The sequence below is a fragment of the Pseudarthrobacter sp. SSS035 genome (assembly GCF_023273875.1).
GTDB lineage: Bacteria > Actinomycetota > Actinomycetes > Actinomycetales > Micrococcaceae > Arthrobacter.
Window position 1 is genome coordinate 249435 of the sequence record NZ_CP096882.1, and the last position, 16708, is coordinate 266142.

General features: G+C 65.5%; 13 protein-coding genes, 1 rRNA gene and 1 pseudogene. 4 read left to right on the forward strand and 11 right to left on the reverse strand.

The genetic code is table 11. The annotated features are described in order from the left end of the window. Positions 1-23: 23 nt before the first annotated feature. Positions 24-1549 (reverse strand): 16S ribosomal RNA (locus MUN23_RS01155). A 218-nt stretch (positions 1550-1767) separates the two neighbouring features. Here MUN23_RS01155 and MUN23_RS01160 point away from each other — a divergent pair. Next, on the forward strand, positions 1768-2034 hold the full coding sequence (locus MUN23_RS01160; RefSeq protein WP_248761710.1) for a hypothetical protein: 267 nt from the start codon (positions 1768-1770) through the stop codon (positions 2032-2034). Between the two features lie 17 nt (positions 2035-2051). Here the strand turns inward: MUN23_RS01160 and tyrS are convergent, their stop codons facing one another. Continuing rightward, complete coding sequence (tyrS, locus tag MUN23_RS01165) at positions 2052-3365, reverse strand: tyrosine--tRNA ligase (protein WP_248761711.1); 1314 nt, start codon at positions 3363-3365, stop codon at positions 2052-2054. Positions 3366-3444: 79 nt separating this feature from the next. Continuing rightward, entirely contained in the window at positions 3445-5673 is a 2229-nt protein-coding gene (locus tag MUN23_RS01170) for an AAA family ATPase (RefSeq protein WP_248761712.1), read from the reverse strand. 155 nt (positions 5674-5828) lie between these two features. Here MUN23_RS01170 and MUN23_RS01175 point away from each other — a divergent pair, with 155 nt between their 5' ends. Next, positions 5829-6464 carry a GNAT family N-acetyltransferase gene (locus MUN23_RS01175; RefSeq protein WP_248761713.1) on the forward strand — a complete coding sequence of 212 codons (636 nt, stop codon included), beginning with the start codon at positions 5829-5831 and terminating at the stop codon, positions 6462-6464. Here the strand turns inward: MUN23_RS01175 and MUN23_RS01180 are convergent. Then, complete coding sequence (locus tag MUN23_RS01180; RefSeq protein WP_248761714.1) at positions 6434-7084, reverse strand: DNA-3-methyladenine glycosylase; 651 nt, start codon at positions 7082-7084, stop codon at positions 6434-6436. The genes MUN23_RS01175 and MUN23_RS01180 overlap by 31 nt on opposite strands. A gap of 78 nt (positions 7085-7162) precedes the next feature. Between MUN23_RS01180 and MUN23_RS01185 the strand changes: the two genes are divergently transcribed. Both MUN23_RS01185 and MUN23_RS01190 read left to right on the forward strand, forming a co-directional pair. Continuing rightward, entirely contained in the window at positions 7163-8689 is a 1527-nt protein-coding gene (locus MUN23_RS01185) for a DNA-3-methyladenine glycosylase 2 family protein (protein ID WP_248761715.1), read from the forward strand. After that, positions 8686-9207 carry a methylated-DNA--[protein]-cysteine S-methyltransferase gene (locus MUN23_RS01190; protein WP_248761716.1) on the forward strand — a complete coding sequence of 174 codons (522 nt, stop codon included), beginning with the start codon at positions 8686-8688 and terminating at the stop codon, positions 9205-9207. The genes MUN23_RS01185 and MUN23_RS01190 overlap by 4 nt, the downstream gene beginning before the upstream one ends. 2 nt (positions 9208-9209) lie before the next feature. On the opposite strand, the gene MUN23_RS01195 is transcribed toward MUN23_RS01190, so the two are convergent. From MUN23_RS01195 to argB, 7 genes and pseudogenes are all read right to left on the reverse strand, one after another. Next, positions 9210-9977, reverse strand: a complete 768-nt coding sequence (locus MUN23_RS01195; RefSeq protein WP_248761717.1) for a maleylpyruvate isomerase family mycothiol-dependent enzyme — start codon at positions 9975-9977, stop codon at positions 9210-9212. Between the two features lie 107 nt (positions 9978-10084). Beyond that, the gene (gene argH, locus MUN23_RS01200; RefSeq protein WP_248761718.1) at positions 10085-11524 is read right to left on the reverse strand and encodes an argininosuccinate lyase; all 1440 of its coding nucleotides are present in this window, start codon (positions 11522-11524) and stop codon (positions 10085-10087) included. A 5-nt stretch (positions 11525-11529) separates the two neighbouring features. After that, positions 11530-12735: an argininosuccinate synthase gene (locus tag MUN23_RS01205; RefSeq protein WP_058929438.1), complete on the reverse strand. Its 1206-nt coding sequence runs from the start codon at positions 12733-12735 to the stop codon at positions 11530-11532. A gap of 107 nt (positions 12736-12842) precedes the next feature. After that, positions 12843-13379: an arginine repressor gene (locus MUN23_RS01210; protein WP_056343008.1), complete on the reverse strand. Its 537-nt coding sequence runs from the start codon at positions 13377-13379 to the stop codon at positions 12843-12845. Then, a pseudogene (gene argF, locus MUN23_RS01215) lies at positions 13379-14447 on the reverse strand (ornithine carbamoyltransferase). The gene MUN23_RS01210 and the pseudogene argF overlap by 1 nt, the downstream one beginning before the upstream one ends. Then, positions 14444-15739 (reverse strand): acetylornithine transaminase, encoded by a 1296-nt coding sequence (locus MUN23_RS01220; RefSeq protein WP_248761719.1) that lies wholly within the window; start codon positions 15737-15739, stop codon positions 14444-14446. Before MUN23_RS01220 ends, argF begins: the two are co-directional and overlap by 4 nt. Continuing rightward, on the reverse strand, positions 15736-16707 hold the full coding sequence (gene argB / locus MUN23_RS01225; protein ID WP_248761721.1) for an acetylglutamate kinase: 972 nt from the start codon (positions 16705-16707) through the stop codon (positions 15736-15738). Before argB ends, MUN23_RS01220 begins: the two co-directional genes overlap by 4 nt. Between the last annotated feature and the right edge of the window lies 1 nt (position 16708).

A 16708-nucleotide genomic window follows, 5' to 3' on the forward strand; every position in this document is an offset into this window, starting at 1 on the left:
AACAATCCGTAGGTGCTCCTTAGAAAGGAGGTGATCCAGCCGCACCTTCCGGTACGGCTACCTTGTTACGACTTAGTCCCAATCGCCAGTCCCACCTTCGACAGCTCCCTCCCACAAGGGGTTAGGCCACCGGCTTCGGGTGTTACCAACTTTCGTGACTTGACGGGCGGTGTGTACAAGGCCCGGGAACGTATTCACCGCAGCGTTGCTGATCTGCGATTACTAGCGACTCCGACTTCATGGGGTCGAGTTGCAGACCCCAATCCGAACTGAGACCGGCTTTTTGGGATTAGCTCCACCTCACAGTATCGCAACCCTTTGTACCGGCCATTGTAGCATGCGTGAAGCCCAAGACATAAGGGGCATGATGATTTGACGTCGTCCCCACCTTCCTCCGAGTTGACCCCGGCAGTCTCCTATGAGTCCCCGCCATAACGCGCTGGCAACATAGAACGAGGGTTGCGCTCGTTGCGGGACTTAACCCAACATCTCACGACACGAGCTGACGACAACCATGCACCACCTGTAAACCGACCGCAAGCGGGGCACCTGTTTCCAGGTATTTCCGGTTCATGTCAAGCCTTGGTAAGGTTCTTCGCGTTGCATCGAATTAATCCGCATGCTCCGCCGCTTGTGCGGGCCCCCGTCAATTCCTTTGAGTTTTAGCCTTGCGGCCGTACTCCCCAGGCGGGGCACTTAATGCGTTAGCTACGGCGCGGAAAACGTGGAATGTCCCCCACACCTAGTGCCCAACGTTTACGGCATGGACTACCAGGGTATCTAATCCTGTTCGCTCCCCATGCTTTCGCTCCTCAGCGTCAGTTAATGCCCAGAGACCTGCCTTCGCCATCGGTGTTCCTCCTGATATCTGCGCATTTCACCGCTACACCAGGAATTCCAGTCTCCCCTACATCACTCTAGTCTGCCCGTACCCACCGCAGATCCGGAGTTGAGCCCCGGACTTTCACGGCAGACGCGACAAACCGCCTACGAGCTCTTTACGCCCAATAATTCCGGATAACGCTTGCGCCCTACGTATTACCGCGGCTGCTGGCACGTAGTTAGCCGGCGCTTCTTCTGCAGGTACCGTCACTTTCGCTTCTTCCCTACTGAAAGAGGTTTACAACCCGAAGGCCGTCATCCCTCACGCGGCGTCGCTGCATCAGGCTTTCGCCCATTGTGCAATATTCCCCACTGCTGCCTCCCGTAGGAGTCTGGGCCGTGTCTCAGTCCCAGTGTGGCCGGTCACCCTCTCAGGCCGGCTACCCGTCGTCGCCTTGGTGAGCCATTACCTCACCAACAAGCTGATAGGCCGCGAGTCCATCCAAAACCACAATAAAGCTTTCCACCCCCCACCATGCGATGAGGAGTCATATCCGGTATTAGACCCAGTTTCCCAGGCTTATCCCAGAGTTAAGGGCAGGTTACTCACGTGTTACTCACCCGTTCGCCACTAATCACCGGTGCAAGCACCGGGTCATCGTTCGACTTGCATGTGTTAAGCACGCCGCCAGCGTTCATCCTGAGCCAGGATCAAACTCTCCGTTGAAGTAAAACAGACACAACCACCAACCCCGGAAATAACAGGATAAAATGGCTGCACAAAATTTGAAACCAGCTGTAAAAACCAGACCACACCACGGGGTGGCATAATCCAGTCAATTCAACCAATTCAATACAATAAATTGGTATCAACAAACTTGGCACACTATTGAGTTCTCAAACAACAGACACATTCGAATAATTCCCGAAACAATTCATATTCAAATGAATTCTTTTGTTTCGCTTTTCTTCGCTGCGATGTTTATAGCTTATTTCATTCTTATTCACTTTGCAAATCCGGGTTATTTTCCCGATATTCACTCTGTGGAACGAATCCGCCCATCAGAAAGTGAAGCTTTTCATCATTTTCGTGCTTTGCACACGATGAATTGCTTCTCTTGTGAAGGGGGTTTGTCACCACTCAACGGCGGCGACTCAGAAAACAATACACGCTCCCCCGAGGCCGTGCAAATCGGCTTCGGAGGAGCGTGAATGGGGGCTTGGGAAGGCTAAGGAACCAGGACTTCGACAGTCGCGAGATTCTTCTTGCCGCGGCGCAGGAGCAGGTACTGGCCATGCAGCAGCTCCGACTCGGAGATGACTGCTTCCGGGTCGGACACCTTCTCGTTGTTTACATAGGCACCGCCTTCGCCGACAGTCCGCCGTGCCGCGGACTTGCTCTCCGAGAGGCCGGATGCCACCAGCAGGTCAATGATCCCGAGGCCATCCACCTTTATACGGGCGGACGGAAGCTCCGATGTGGCTGCCTCAAGCGTTGGCCGGTCCAGGGCGGACAGGTCGCCGTTCCCAAAAAGTGCAGCGGACGCCGCGATGACTTTCTCCGTTGCCTCCACACCGTGGACCAGGGAAGTCACTTCGAACGCCAGCTTCCGCTGGCCTTCCCGCGCAAACGGACGTTCGGCCACGGCAGCTGCCAGGGTTTCGATTTCCGCGCGGCTCAGGAAAGTGAAGACCTTCAGCCGGTCCACCACGTCAGAGTCGGCGGTGTTCAGCCAGAACTGGTAGAAGGCGTACGGGCTGCACATGCCGGCGTCGAGCCAGATGGCATTGCCTTCGCTCTTGCCGAACTTAGTGCCGTCGGAGTTGGTGATCAGCGGCGTCCCCAGGGCGTGGACGCTCTTACCCTCAACCTTGCGGATGAGTTCAGTGCCGCTGGTGAGGTTGCCCCACTGGTCCGAGCCGCCGGTCTGCAGCATGCAGCCGTAGTCCCGGAACAACTGGAGGTAGTCCATGCCCTGCAGGATCTGGTAGCTGAATTCGGTGTAGCTGATGCCCTCGTCCGAACTGAGGCGGGACGCAACAGCATCCTTGCGAAGCATGGTGCCGACCCGGTAGTGCTTTCCGATCTCGCGCAGGAAGTCGATGGCGCTCAAGGGAGCGGTCCAGTCGAGGTTGTTGACCATACGGGCCGCGCTGGGGCCATCGAAGCTGAGGAAGCGGCGGACCTGGGCCTGCAGGTAGCCCACCCATTCATTAACGGTGTCCTTGGTGTTCAGCGTGCGCTCGGCGGTGGGCCGCGGATCGCCGATCAGTCCCGTGGATCCGCCCACCAGGCCCAGCGGCTTGTGCCCGGCGAGCTGCAGGCGGCGCATCACGAGGAGTTGGACCAGGTTGCCCAGGTGCAGGCTCGGCGCGGTGGGGTCGAATCCGCAGTAATAGGTGATCGGATCACCGGCGAGGAGCTTTTCCAGTTCCTCTTCATCGGTGGAGACGTGGACCAGGCCGCGCCACTTCAGCTCCTGCCAGACATTGGCGAAGGTGGGGTCGTTCTGCTGGGATTCGAGATCGTTGAGTTCTGACACGACTTCTAAGTTAGCAGGATCGGCGACGCCCGGCGCCGAAATGAATGGCGCCGGGCGTCAAGGGGTAAAGCGGACCGGCTCAGCCTTCGATGCCGGCCGGAATACCTTCGGCGCCGATCAGCCGGAGCCGCTGGGTGGGCCGGGTCATGGCGACGTACAGATCGCCGACCCGGCCGTGCTCGTGGTTGAGCATAACGGACGGCTCAAGCACCACAACGCCGTCGAACTCCAGGCCCTTGGCCTCGCGCGGGCTGATGACCACGATGTCCTGTTCGTAGCTGCCCGCGCCGTTGCCGATGCGCCGGCCGTACACGGCACGGAGGGCTGACGTTGCAGCCGGCAGAAGGTCGCCGTCGGCAATCACGGCGAGGAGGCCGCCGTCGAGCGCTGCCAGTTCCTCCGGAAGCACCTCCACCAAACGGTTCACCACCTGTCCGCGGTCAACCTTGTCGATGACAGGGGCCCACCGTCCCTCGCGGACGGCCTTCGGCGCGGAAACCACCAGTCCGGCCGCGTTGGCCATGCGGGCGGCGGCTTCAGCGATCTGGGAGGGCGTCCGGTAGTTGACTGTCAGCTCCTCCAGCTGCCAGCGGTCACCGAACATGGGCCCCAGGGCCCCCTGCCAGGAGTTGGCGCCGGCGACTGAACTGGTCTGCGCGATGTCGCCCACGATGGTGAAGGATTTCAGCGGGCACCGGCGGACCAGCAGGCGCCACTGCATCGGCGAAAGCTCCTGCGCCTCATCCACCACGATGTGGCCGAAGGCCCACGTCCGGTCGCTGGTGGCGCGTTCTGCGGCCGTCTGGCGGTTCTCGCGCTCCTGGTTCTGATCGGCGAGTTCCTCGGCGGTGATGAGGACGTCGACCCCCATGTCCCCCATGTTCACCAGCGTCTGCTTGGCGTTGGCAAGGTCGCGGGCGCGGTCATGCTCCTGCTGCGCAAGTCCGCGGCCGGCTGCCGGGTCCAAGTCGCCAAGGAGCTCGGCGGCTTCGTCCAGCAGCGGGACGTCGGCCTCGGTCCAGGGAGCATCAGCGGGGCGCAGCAGCAGCGACCGCTCCGTAAGGGACAGGTTCGGTGTGCAGGCCGCCAGGACTGCGGGCTTGCTCAGAAGCTCCGTGATCAGCTTCTCCGGAGTCATCGGCATCCAGCACAGGTTCAGGACGATCCGGACGTCGCGGGCCGTGCGGACATCTTCGGCCAGATACGAGCGGTCGGCATTGTTGCCGATGCTCCCGGCCTCCACAAGATCAGTCATCTGCTCGGTCAGTTCGCGGAGCAGAATTTTGATAAATGTCAGGCGCGCCTCGTTGTGCGGCTTGCCGGTGGACCGGGCACGTTCGCGCGCCCGGCTTACCTGCCGCCGCGTCAGTACCAGCTTGCGGCCGTCGACGTCCAGGACACGGTCCTCGGCGGGGATCCGCTGCCGGTTCGCGACCGCATTGGCCACAACCTTCACCATGTCCAGCCGCCCCTTGATGGCCGCGACCTCGGCCTCAGGTTCAGCAACCGCTTTGATCCCGGGCATCAGGCGACCCACGCTGGCCATGACCACGCCGGTCTCACCGAGCGAGGGAAGAACACGTTCGATGTACTTCATAAAGGACGACGACGGGCCCACCAGCAGCACGCCGGCAGTCTTCAGCCGTTCCCTGTGTGTGTACAGCAGGTACGCGGCCCGGTGCAGGGCCACAGCAGTCTTACCGGTACCGGGACCACCCTGCACCACGAGGGCGCCGGAAATGGAGGACCGGATGATGCGGTCCTGCTCGGACTGGATGGTGCCGACGATGTCGGACATCCTGCCCGTGCGCTTGGAATCGAGGGCCGCCAGCAATGCTCCTTCGCCCTGCAGCGAGGCGTCGTCCGCGAGCATGTCCGCATCAAGGACGTCGTCCTCGATGGCCTTGACTTCCCGGCCCTGCAGAATCAGGTGCCGCCGGCGGCGGACGCCCTGCCGGTCAAACGCCGTTGCCTGATAGAAGTGCCCGGCTTCGGGCGCGCGCCAGTCCACCATGAGCCGCTGGAGGTCATCGGTGGTCAGGCCGATGCGCCCAATGTACTGGGCCTCACCGGAATCCAGGTCGAGGCGGCCGAAGACCAGACGGTCGTCGACGGCGTCGAGCTGGGCGAGGCGGTCCTCGTAGAGCGCGGCGAAGGCGTCGCGTTCGGAGACATTCTGCATGGTGCCCACGGCACCGGCCCGGCGGACCTGTGCCAGCTGCTGGCGCTTTTCCGTGCGGAGCTCTTCCAGCCGCGCGTACAGGCCGGCAACATAGTTCCGTTCGTGGGCCAAATCGGCGTCGAGCATTTAAACGTTCCCCTATCGCAAAAGACAGACCGTCCATTCTACAACCATTTCGGTTAACGCGCCTGCCGGTCCCCTTCCCCGGAAGTCACCCAATGTTCACTTTCAGGCCGCACACTTCCGTAGCCGTTCCGCCACGTGAATGATTCAATACTGCAATGCACCACGAGAACGTCCTGACCGGATACGGGCTTTCCCTCCTTCCGTTGGCACCGCACCATGCCGAAGGGCTGTTTGACTTCGTGGACGCCGCGATGTGGGCAGGAATGGCCGCGCCCCTGCCGGCCACGGCGCACGAGCTTTCAGGGCTGTTTGCGGCCAGGATTGAGGACCCGGCCAGCCTGGCCTTCGCCGTGACGGACCAGCGGACCGGAGCCCTCCTGGGCACAACCGCGCTGAATGCGTTCGATGCCGCCCAGCAGCGCGTGGAAGTTGGCGGCACCTTCTTTGGACGGCAGTTCTGGGGCACGCACGTAAATCCCGCCAGCAAGCACGCCCTGCTCGCCTTTGCGTTCGACGTTCTTCACGTTCAGCGCGTTGCGTTTCGCTGCGACGCACGTAATGTGCGCAGCGCCGCAGCCATCGAACGGCTGGGGGCAACGTTCGAGGGCGTGCTGCGCAGCCACCGCCTGGCGCCTGACGGCACACGTGCGGATTCGGCAGTGTTCTCTGTCCTGGGGCAGGAATGGCCCGCGGTGCAGCAGCGCCTCCAGCACCGGTTGGCGCCGTTCGCCCTGGCGGGTGACCACCCGGGCGGGACGGATTATGCCCGGCGCACCTTTGCCGCCTTGTAGCGGGACACGGTGGGATCGCCTGGCAGCCAGAAGCGCCAGGGATACGTCGCGGAGCCGCCGTCGCCGGAAACGCCCACCCTCGGCCCGGAACTGAACACGGGAGCGGGTACCGAAGTCAGCCGCAGCTCGAAGGGGTCAGCCAGCGCATCCCGGCCGCTGTCGGCGGTAGTGAGGGCCAGCGTGGTGGCCAGCCGGGCAGGGCCGCTCGCCAGGTCGAGAGCCGATTTCGACGTCGGACGCCGCACCATCGCGAGGTGCTGCCCCTCCACCACCTCGCCCGCCCGCAGCAGGACGGCAGATGCGGTGCCCGCCGGGCCGCAGACGATGTTGGCGCAGTAGTGCAAGCCATACGTGAAGTAGACGTAGAGGTGGCCGGCCGGGCCGAACATGGGCGCGTTGCGGGCCGTGGGGCCACGGAAAGTGTGGGAGCCGGGATCCGGATGCGACGAGTCGCCGGGACCCATGTACGCCTCCACCTCGGTGATCCGCACAGCCACAGTTCCCTCGTGGCTGTGGTGGGTCAGAACGGATCCCAGCAGCCGCGGAGCGACCCTCCGGGCGTCGCCGGACAGCAGTTCGCGGAGCTGATCCGGGCTGGCGGGACTCAGGCTGGCGGTCATGGTCCGACTCTATCGAACGCCACGGCGGTGTCCGATTTCCGCTAGCAGTCCCGGTCGCCGGCTGGCAGGATGGAGGGCATGGACTTCTGGCAGCGCTACCGCGCGATTGACGCGCGGGACACCCGGTTCGACGGGCAGTTCTACACAGCCGTCCGGACCACCGGCATCTACTGCCGCCCGTCCTGCCCCGCCAGGACCCCGAAAGCCGTGAACGTCACCTTCTACGAAACCTCTGCCGCAGCGCACGACGCCGGTTACCGGGCGTGCAAGCGCTGCCTTCCCGAAGCAGTGCCAGGCACGCCTGCGTGGAACATCCGGCAGGACCTGGCGGGCCGCGCGATGCGCCTGATCAACGACGGAGTGATCAACCGGGACGGGGTGGAGGGCCTCGCCGCCCGGCTGGGATACTCCTCCCGCCAGCTCAACCGGATCCTCAGCCACGAACTCGGCGCCGGTCCGCTCTCCCTGGCCCGGGCCAGCCGCGCCCAGACCGCCCGCACCCTGTTGGTGTCCACGGCGATGAAGCTGGCGGACATCGCATTCGCGTCCGGCTTCAGCAGCGTCCGCCAGTTCAACGACACCATGGTGGAGGTGTTCGCCATGACGCCCACGGCCCTGCGCGCGACCGCCAGGCACCACAGCTCCCCTGCCGCCGCGACGTCGCTGACGTTGAGCCTGCCGTACCGCGAACCGTTCGATCCCGGCATCTTTTCCTTCCTCGCCGTCAGGGCGATCCCCGGGATCGAGGCGGGGACGCCGACGTCGTACGCCCGTACTTTGCAGCTTCCGCATGGCGATGCCCGCTTCAGCGTGACTTACGACGCCGGCGCTCCCGGAAGGCCACTGACCCTCACCATCGGCGCGGTGGACCTCCGGGACCTGCCCGCACTGCTGAGCAGGGTACGCCGGCTCTTCGACCTCGACGCCGATCCGGTAGCCATCGACAGTGCCCTGTGCCAGGAGCCCCGCCTGGCCGCCTCGGTTGCCGGTGCGCCGGGCATCAGGATGCCCGGCGCGTTGGATCCGCAGGAGCTGCTCATCCGGGCGATGATCGGGCAGCAAATCACCGTGGCTGCGGCCCGGACCGCACTGACGCAGCTGGCCGCTGCCGGCAGTACCAGCGCGGTCCCCGGCGAGGGCCTTGACCGGCTGTTTCCCACCGCGGCCGAAATCGCCGAGACCGGCTACACGCTGCTGCGCGGTCCGCAACGCCGGATTGACGCCATCCGTTCCGCCGCGTCGGCCCTGGCTGGAGGCCAACTGGATTTTGGCTACGGGGACGATCTGCCCGGGCTCGGCGCCAAGCTGCTTGCCCTTCCCGGGGTGGGCCCGTGGACCGTGGGCTACGTGGCAATGCGTGTCCTCGGCGCGCCGGACGTCTTTCTGGCCAACGACGCTGCGGTGCGGAACGGCATCAAGGCGCTCGCCCCAGCCCTCACGAGCCAAGACGGCGGCGGCGTTGAGGCGCCAGGCATGTCGCCAAGCGCCGATTTCCGCGAGGTCAGCCCGTGGCGGTCCTACGCCACCATGCACCTGTGGCGCGCCGCCGCGGAGTCCAAATCCTCCAAACCTATACAAGCCGTTCCAGAGAAAGCGATGCTATGAAAGCCCAGCTGTTAGTGATGTCCACCCCGGACGGACCGTTCACCATCCTTGCCCAGGACGGCGTGGTCCTCGCCTCGGGCTGGACCGCCGAGCCGGGTGAGCTGACCGGCCAGATCCACCCCGGGCTGCGGCCGGGCGACGTCGAAGCGGTCACGGACCTGGGCAGCATCTCCCGGGCCGTGGAGGACTTCTATGCCGGCGATCCCGCGCCTGCCATGGCCGTCCCCGTGCGCCAGAAGTCTGGGCCGTTCCGGTCGCACGCCTGGGATGTGCTGAGGACCGTTCGTCCCGGGTCGCCGGTGACGTACACCGAGTATGCCGAGCTTTCCGGAAATCCGAAGGCGGTCCGGGCCGCGGCCAGCGCGTGTGCGTTCAATGCGGCTGCCTTGTTTGTGCCGTGCCACCGTGTCATCCGCACCGACGGTTCCCTGGGCGGTTTCCGCTGGGGCCTGGCCATCAAGGAGAGCCTGCTGGCCCGCGAGGCAACGGAGAGCCTGCTGACCCGCGAAGCCGGATAGGGCTACCGTGCTGCCGGTGTCCCGGATGGCGTGGCTCCGGCTGCGGGTGTCCCGGCTGGCCAAGGCAGCAGGTCCGGGAGGTCCACGCCGTCCGCGGCGGCTGTTGCCCGCAGGCTGCCGAGCGATGGTTCACGGCCGGCCAGCCAGGCGGCAATGTCAGTGATCATCCCGCTGATGACGGTGGAACGGCCGAGGCCAAGGGTCACGGGCGGGAGCCCGAGTGGCTGCAGCACGAGTTTTTCCCCCGCCGGGACACGGGCCGCCAGGAAGTCGAAGAGGTGCTCGCAGAACTTCCGGCTCCACGTCTCGGGCCCGAGGCCCGCGCCCAGGTCCGCTGTGTGGATCACCAGTTCACGCCACAGCGCGAGGCCGCCGTCGAAGACCACTCCTCCACGGTAGGCAATGGAGGCCTGCCAGTCGGCGTCGCCTTCCAGCGAATCAAAAGCCGTCAGTGCCCGGTCCAGGCCGGCCTGCAGGTCAGCCCGGTGCGCATCCGCGTTGTGGCCGGCGGACATTTCGATGGCCTTCGTGCGTCCGTCCTGGCCTCCGTCGTACAGCTCAACAGTGGCGCCGCGGGCGGCAAATTCCAGCTGCCGCGCCATGGCGTTGGAGATGCCGGCGAGATGCGCCAGGACGTGCCCGCGGGTCCAGCCGGGCAGTCCCGACGGTGCCTTGACATCCTCATCGGTGAACTTCGCGGCGGTCGAGGCCACGGCGTCGGCGGCCTTATGCAGTTCGGCCAGTAGTTCTGAAGTAGTGATCTCAGTCATAGCGCCATGGTAGCCGACAGAGTTAACGTCCATTAACGCGGAACGAGATGGCACTCCACGGCAGTTGTTTCGAAAAACATTGCCGCGAAGTGCCATCTCGCGTGTTGTTAGGCTGCGTAGTCCCGCACGCCGGCGAGCTCGCTTTCCAGCGCGAGCAGCTGGCGTTCGACGGCGGCGGGTGCAGTGCCGCCCTGTGAGTTGCGGCTGTTGAGCGACCCTTCCGTGGACAGGACCGTGCGGACCTCCGGTGTCAGGTGCTCCGAGATGGCGGCGTATTCCTCATCCGTCAGGTCCCACAGCTCCACGTCGCGGCTTTCGGCCTGCTTCACCGCTGCTCCGGAGAGCTCGTGCGCCTCGCGGAACGGAACGCCCTGGCGGACCAGCCACTCGGCAATGTCCGTGGCCAGCGCGAAGCCCTGCGGTGCCAGCGACTCCATCCGTTCCGTATTGAACTTCAGCGTCGCGATCATGCCCGAGACAGCCGGAAGCAGCAGCTCCAGGGTATCGGCGGCGTCGAAGACCGGTTCCTTGTCCTCCTGCAGGTCGCGGTTGTACGCGAGCGGCAGTCCCTTGAGCGTGGCCAGCAGCCCGGTCAGGTTGCCGATCAGGCGCCCTGCCTTGCCACGGGCCAGTTCGGCGACGTCGGGGTTCTTCTTCTGCGGCATGATCGAGGAACCGGTGGAGTAGGAATCGTGCAGGGTCACAAAGGAGAACTCCTTGGTGGCCCAGAGAATGACTTCCTCCGACACGCGGGACAGGTCCACGCCGATCATGGCCGTAACCCACGCAAACTCCGCGAAGACGTCGCGCGATGCGGTGCCGTCAATAGAGTTGTGCGTGGCGGAGAAGAAGCCCAGGTCCGCCGCGACGGCCTCCGGGTCCAGGCCCAGCGACGAGCCGGCGAGGGCACCCGAACCGTAAGGCGAAACCCCCGCGCGTTTGTCCCAGTCCTGGAGCCGCTGCACATCGCGCAGCAGCGCCCAGGCATGGGCCAGCAGGTGGTGGCTGAGCAGGATGGGCTGGGCATGCTGCAGGTGAGTACGGCCTGGCATGGCCACACCCTGGTGGGCCTTGGCCTGCCCCACCAGCGCCTCGATGGTTGCCAGCACGCCGCGCGCGATGATCCGGGCATGGTCACGCAGGAACATGCGGCCCAGCGTGGCCACCTGGTCGTTGCGGGACCGTCCGGCGCGGAGCTTGCCGCCCAGCTGGGTGCCGGCGCGTTCGATCAGGCCGCGTTCCAGTGACCCGTGCACGTCCTCATCGGATTCCGCCGGCAAGTACGCGCCTGAGGCAACATCGTCATCCAGGCGGCCCAGGGCGTCCAGCATGCCGCCGAGTTCGGCGTCGTCCAGCAGCCCGGCCTTGTGCAGCACGCGGGCGTGCGCTTTGGAGCCGGCGATGTCGTAGCGGGCCAGCCGCCAGTCAAAGTGCGTGGACTTGCTCAGGGCTGCGAGGGCATCCGCGGGGCCGCCGGCGAACCGGCCGCCCCACAGTGCGCCGGTGTTCGTCGCGTCGGATTTCGGGGTTTCGACAGGCTCAACCACCGATGTTACTTTCCTGCGACGCGGATATCGCGGCCTGAGGCAACCTTGGCGGACATGCCCCACAGCTCGATGAAGCCGCGCGCCATGGACTGGTCGAAAGTGTCGCCGGTGTCGTAGGTGGCGAGGTCGAAGTCGTAGAGCGAGGTCTCGGAGCGGCGGCCGTTGACGATCGCCTGTCCACCGTGCAGGACCATGCGGATGTCGCCGGTGACGTGCTTTTGGGTGTCTTCGATGAACGCGTCCAGGGAGCGCTTGAGCGGTGAGAACCACTGGCCGTCGTACACCAGTTCGGCCCAGCGCTGGCCAACAGTGGCCTTGAAGCGGGCCTGCTCGCGCTCGACGGTGATGTCCTCGAGGTGCTTGTGCGCGGTGATCAGCGCCATGGCACCGGGGGCTTCGTAGATTTCGCGGGACTTGATGCCCACGAGGCGGTCCTCGACGACGTCGATCCGGCCCACACCCTGCGCGCCGGCACGGCGGTTCAGTTCCTTGATGGCCTGCAGCGGGGTGACCCGGACGCCGTCGATCGCTACCGGCACGCCGGCTTCGAAGGAAATGGTGACCTCATCCGGGGCCGGCGGGAACTCCGGCGTCGCGGTGTAGTCGTAGATGTCCTTGGTGGGTGCGTTCCAGATGTCCTCGAGGTAGCCGGTTTCGACGGCGCGTCCCCAGACGTTCTGGTCGATCGAGTACGGGTTCTTCTTGGTGGTCTCGATCGGCAGTCCCTTTTCCTCGGCGAAGGCGATGGCCTTGTCGCGGGTGAGGGCGAGGTCGCGAACCGGTGCGATGCACTTCAGGTCCGGGCCGAGGGTCTGGATGCCCACCTCAAAGCGGACCTGGTCGTTGCCCTTGCCGGTGCAGCCGTGGGCCACGGTGGTGGCGCCGAATTCACGGGCGGCCTTGACCAGGTGCTTGACGATGACCGGCCGGGAGATGGCCGAAACCAGCGGGTAGTGGCCCTGGTAGAGGGCGTTGGCCTTCAGCGTGGGCATGCAGTATTCGTTGGCGAACTCGTCGGACGCGTCGGCCACGTAGGCTTCGACTGCGCCGCAGCCGAGGGCGCGCTGGCGGATGGTCTCCAGCGACTCGCCGCCCTGTCCGACGTCGACCGCCACGGCAATGACCTCGGCACCGGTGGCTTCACCGATCCAGCCGATGGCTACGGAAGTATCGAGGCCACCGGAGTAGGCCAGAACAATGCGCTCAGTCACGAAAATGCTCCTAATTGGGGTTGTAGATGTTGATCGGGGAAATTCTTCAGGGAAAAACGTTCTGGGGAAAGCCTGTCACACCGGGAGGGTGTTCGGGCGGTGTGGGCCTACTGGCCGCCGCCGGCTTCCTCGGCGAGCTGCAGGAACCGGACCGCGAGGTCCTGCCCGCCCTGCGGATCCCGGGAAACCAGCAGCACGGTGTCGTCACCGGCAATGGTCCCCAGGATGGAGGGCATCACCGAGTGGTCAATGGCCAGGGCCAGGAAGTTGGCCGCACCGGGCGGGGTCCGGAGCACGGCGATGTTGGCCGAGGCTTCCGCCGTGACCAGGAGTTCACTGCACAGCCGGGCAAGCCGGGCATCCAGGATCTCCTGGCTGACCCCGCTCTTGGCCGCACGTTCGCCGCCCTCGCCGGGGACGGCGTAAACCAGCACGCCTTCCTTGCCGCGGACCCGGACGGCGCCGAGTTCCACGAGGTCCCGGGACAGCGTGGCCTGGGTGACCTGGACGCCGTCGTCCGCCAGCAAAGCGGCCAGCTCCGCCTGGGAGCGCACCGATTCACCCGTCAGGATCGCGGTGATGCGCGCCTGGCGGGCTGTTTTGGTGGCCGGGCTGGAGCCCGGCGATGCCGGCGGGACGGACACTAGTTGCCAGCCTCCGGCGCCAGCCCATCAACCGGCGCCAGCCCATCAACCGGCGCCAGCCCGTCCACGGGGGCCAGGCCTTCGACGACGGCGAGTCCGGACCGGTGCATCAGCCAGGCCATCAGTGCCTTCTGCGCGTGCAGCCGGTTCTCCGCTTCGTCCCAGACGATCGACTGCGGGCCGTCGATGACGCCCGCCGAAATCTCGTAGCCGCGGTAGGCGGGCAGGCAGTGAAGCACGACGGCGTCATCCGCCGCGTGTGCCATGGCCGCCTCATCCACGGAGTACTCCCGGAACAGCTGCAGCCGGGCTTCCTTTTCGGCTTCCTGGCCCATGGAGACCCAGGTGTCCGTGGCCACAACGTCGGCGCCCTTGAGGGCAACGGCGGCGTCGGTGGTGACCAGTACGGAACCGCCGGTCTGGGCGGCGCGCTCCTCCGCCGCGGCAACGATCTCTGCTGCCGGGAGGTAGCCTTCCGGGCCGGCGATGCGGACGTGCATCCCGGCGGTGACGCCGGCCAGCAGGTAGGAGTTGGCCATGTTGTTGGCGGCGTCGCCCAGGTAGCTCATGGTGAGGCCCTTGAGCTCGCCTTTGTGTTCCTTCACCGCGAGCAGGTCCGCCAGGAGCTGGCACGGGTGGTAGTCGTCGCACAAGGCGTTGATTACCGGCACCCTTGAGTTTTTCCGCCATGGCCACGAGGCCCGAGTGCGCGCCGGTGCGCCACACAATGGTGGAGACCATACGCTCAAGAACCTTGGCGGTGTCCTCAACAGACTCCTTGTGGCCGATCTGCGCCTCGCCCGGGTTGATGATCAGCGCGTTGCCGCCCATGTCCGCGATGCCCGTGGCGAACGAAACGCGCGTCCGGGTGGAGGTCTTGTCGAAGATGACGGCCACAGTCTTGCGGCCGTTCCCCTCCCCGGCGAAGGGCTGGACGCTGTACGGCGCTGCCTTCATGCGGACGGCCAGGTCCAGGACCTCGGCCTGCTCAGCGGGGCTGAGGTCCGTGTCCTTCAGGAAGTGGCGGGTGGTGCTGGCTGTGCCGGCGGAAGAATCTTCAGGGGTCACTGCGCGTCCTTAGCTGTCTGGAGGATTGCCGGGAGGGCGGCGAGGAAGGTGCCGGCCTGGTCCTTGGTAAGGACCAGCGGCGGGGCAAGCCGGATGGTGCGCGGGCCGGGGCTGTTGACGATGAATCCGGCGTCCAGGCCCGCGATCACCACGGCGGGGGCGACGTCGGCGTCCAGGTCGAAGCCGATGAGCAGGCCAACGCCCCGGACTTCGGTGACGCCGTCGACGGCGGCGAGTCCGGTGCGGAGGTAGTCCCCCACAACTGCAACGTTTTCCAGGACCCGCTGGCTTTCGATCGCGTGCAGCGTGGCCAGCGCGGCCGCCGTCGCCACCGGGTTGCCGCCGAAGGTGGTGCCGTGCTGGCCCGCGGACAGGAGCGACGACGTCCGCTCACCGAACGTGAGAAGCGCACCGATGGGGAAGCCGCCGCCGAGGCCCTTCGCCAGCGTGATGGCGTCGGGAACGATGCCGGCGTCCTCCGTCGCGAGCCATTTGCCGGTCCGGCCAATTCCAGTCTGGACCTCGTCCAGGATCAGCAGGGCGCCGGCCTTTGTGGTCGCTTCGCGGGCTGCCTTCAGGTAGCCAGGAGGCAGTGGCCGCACCCCGGCTTCGCCCTGGATGGGCTCCAGGAAAACGGCGGCCACGGTTTCGTCGATGGCTGCTTCCAGGGCTGCGACGTCGCCGAACGGGATGTGGACCACGCCGCCGGGCAACGGCTCAAACGGTGCGCGGTAGGCTTCCTTGGCGGTCAGGGCCAGGGCACCCATGGTGCGACCGTGGAAGGCGCCCTCGAGGGCGATGATTTTGGTCCGTTTGCCCGTGGTGCCGTCCGGGCCGGCTCCGTTACGCCGGGCCAGCTTGAAGGCGGCTTCGTTGGCTTCGGTGCCGGAGTTTGTGAAGAACACTTTGGAGCCCGCCGGGGCGTGCGTCAGTGCCAGCAGCTTTTCGGCCAGTGCGATCTGCGTGGGGCTGGTGAAGAAATTGGAGACATGGCCCAGGGTGGCCAGCTGGCTCGAAATCACGGATGTGACAAACGGGTGGGCGTGGCCCAGGGCGTTGACGGCGATACCGCCGAGCAGGTCCAGGTATTCCTTGCCGTCGGCGTCCCAGACCAGGCAGCCGGCACCACGGACCAGGACCCGCTGCGGGGTACCGAAGACGCCCATCAGGGACGTGGAGTACCGCGTAAGCCACTCAGCCCCGCTGCTGTGGCCCTTGGTTTCGACAAGGTCTCCCACCGGAGTCTTCTCGAGTGTGCTGGCCGCGTGGCTTCCTGTTTTTACCGCGTTCATGGGGTGGCTCCCTCTTTTTCGCTGTCTTCGTCGGGGACGACCTGCGTGCCGATGCCCGCCGTCGTGAATGTTTCCAGGAGCATCGAGTGCGGCAGGCGGCCGTCCACGATGTGCGCGCGTTCCACCCCGCCGTCAATGGCCTTGAGGCACGCTTCCATCTTGGGAATCATGCCCGATTCCAACGACGGCAGCAGCTGGCGCAGCTCCGAGGCCGTGAGGGACGAGATGAGGGAGGACCGGTCCGGCCAGTTGGCGTACAGTCCTTCGACATCCGTGAGGATCACCAGCTTGGAGGCCCCCAACGCTTCGGCAAGGGCAGCCGCGGCGGTATCCGCGTTGACGTTCAGGACCTGGCCGGTGGTCTGGACCTCTCCGGCTGCCGTCTCGAGGCCGTCGGACTCGATTTCCGGTGCCACGGTGGAGATGACCGGGATGCGGCCGGCGGCCAGGATGTCCAGGATGCCCTCGGGGTTCACGCCGACAACTTCGCCCACCAGGCCGAGGTCCACTTCCTCGCCGTCAATGACGGTGCCGGTCCGGACGGCACGGAGCAGGCCGCCGTCTTCACCGGACATGCCCACGGCATACGGGCCATGGGAGTTGATCAGGCCCACCAGTTCGCGGCCCACCTGGCCGGTGAGGACCATCCGGACCACGTCCATGGCTTCGGGGGTGGTGACGCGGAGTCCGCCTTTAAACTCGGACTCGATACCCAGCCGCGCCAGCATGGAGTTGATCTGCGGACCGCCGCCGTGGACCACCACGGGATGGATGCCCACATGGTGCAGGAACACCACGTCCTCGGCGAAGGCACGGCGCAGTTCCTCGTTGACCATGGCGTTGCCGCCGTATTTGATCACCATGGTGGTGCCGGCGAACCGCTGGATCCAGGGCAGCGCCTCGATCAGCGTGCCGGCTTTGCTTTGGGCATCACTCATGGACGTCGTTTCACGGGTCTGGGTGTTCATG

Coding starts and splice junctions, on each gene's coding strand:
- MUN23_RS01160 (WP_248761710.1), top strand. CDS start 1,768: ATGAATTCTTTTGTTTCGCTTTTCTTCGCTGCGATGTTTATAGCTTAT.
- MUN23_RS01170 (WP_248761712.1), bottom strand. CDS start 5,673: ATGCTCGACGCCGATTTGGCCCACGAACGGAACTATGTTGCCGGCCTG.
- MUN23_RS01175 (WP_248761713.1), top strand. CDS start 5,829: ATGCACCACGAGAACGTCCTGACCGGATACGGGCTTTCCCTCCTTCCG.
- MUN23_RS01180 (WP_248761714.1), bottom strand. CDS start 7,084: ATGACCGCCAGCCTGAGTCCCGCCAGCCCGGATCAGCTCCGCGAACTG.
- MUN23_RS01185 (WP_248761715.1), top strand. CDS start 7,163: ATGGACTTCTGGCAGCGCTACCGCGCGATTGACGCGCGGGACACCCGG.
- MUN23_RS01190 (WP_248761716.1), top strand. CDS start 8,686: ATGAAAGCCCAGCTGTTAGTGATGTCCACCCCGGACGGACCGTTCACC.
- MUN23_RS01195 (WP_248761717.1), bottom strand. CDS start 9,977: ATGACTGAGATCACTACTTCAGAACTACTGGCCGAACTGCATAAGGCC.
- MUN23_RS01220 (WP_248761719.1), bottom strand. CDS start 15,739: ATGAACGCGGTAAAAACAGGAAGCCACGCGGCCAGCACACTCGAGAAG.
- argB (WP_248761721.1), bottom strand. CDS start 16,707: ATGAACACCCAGACCCGTGAAACGACGTCCATGAGTGATGCCCAAAGC.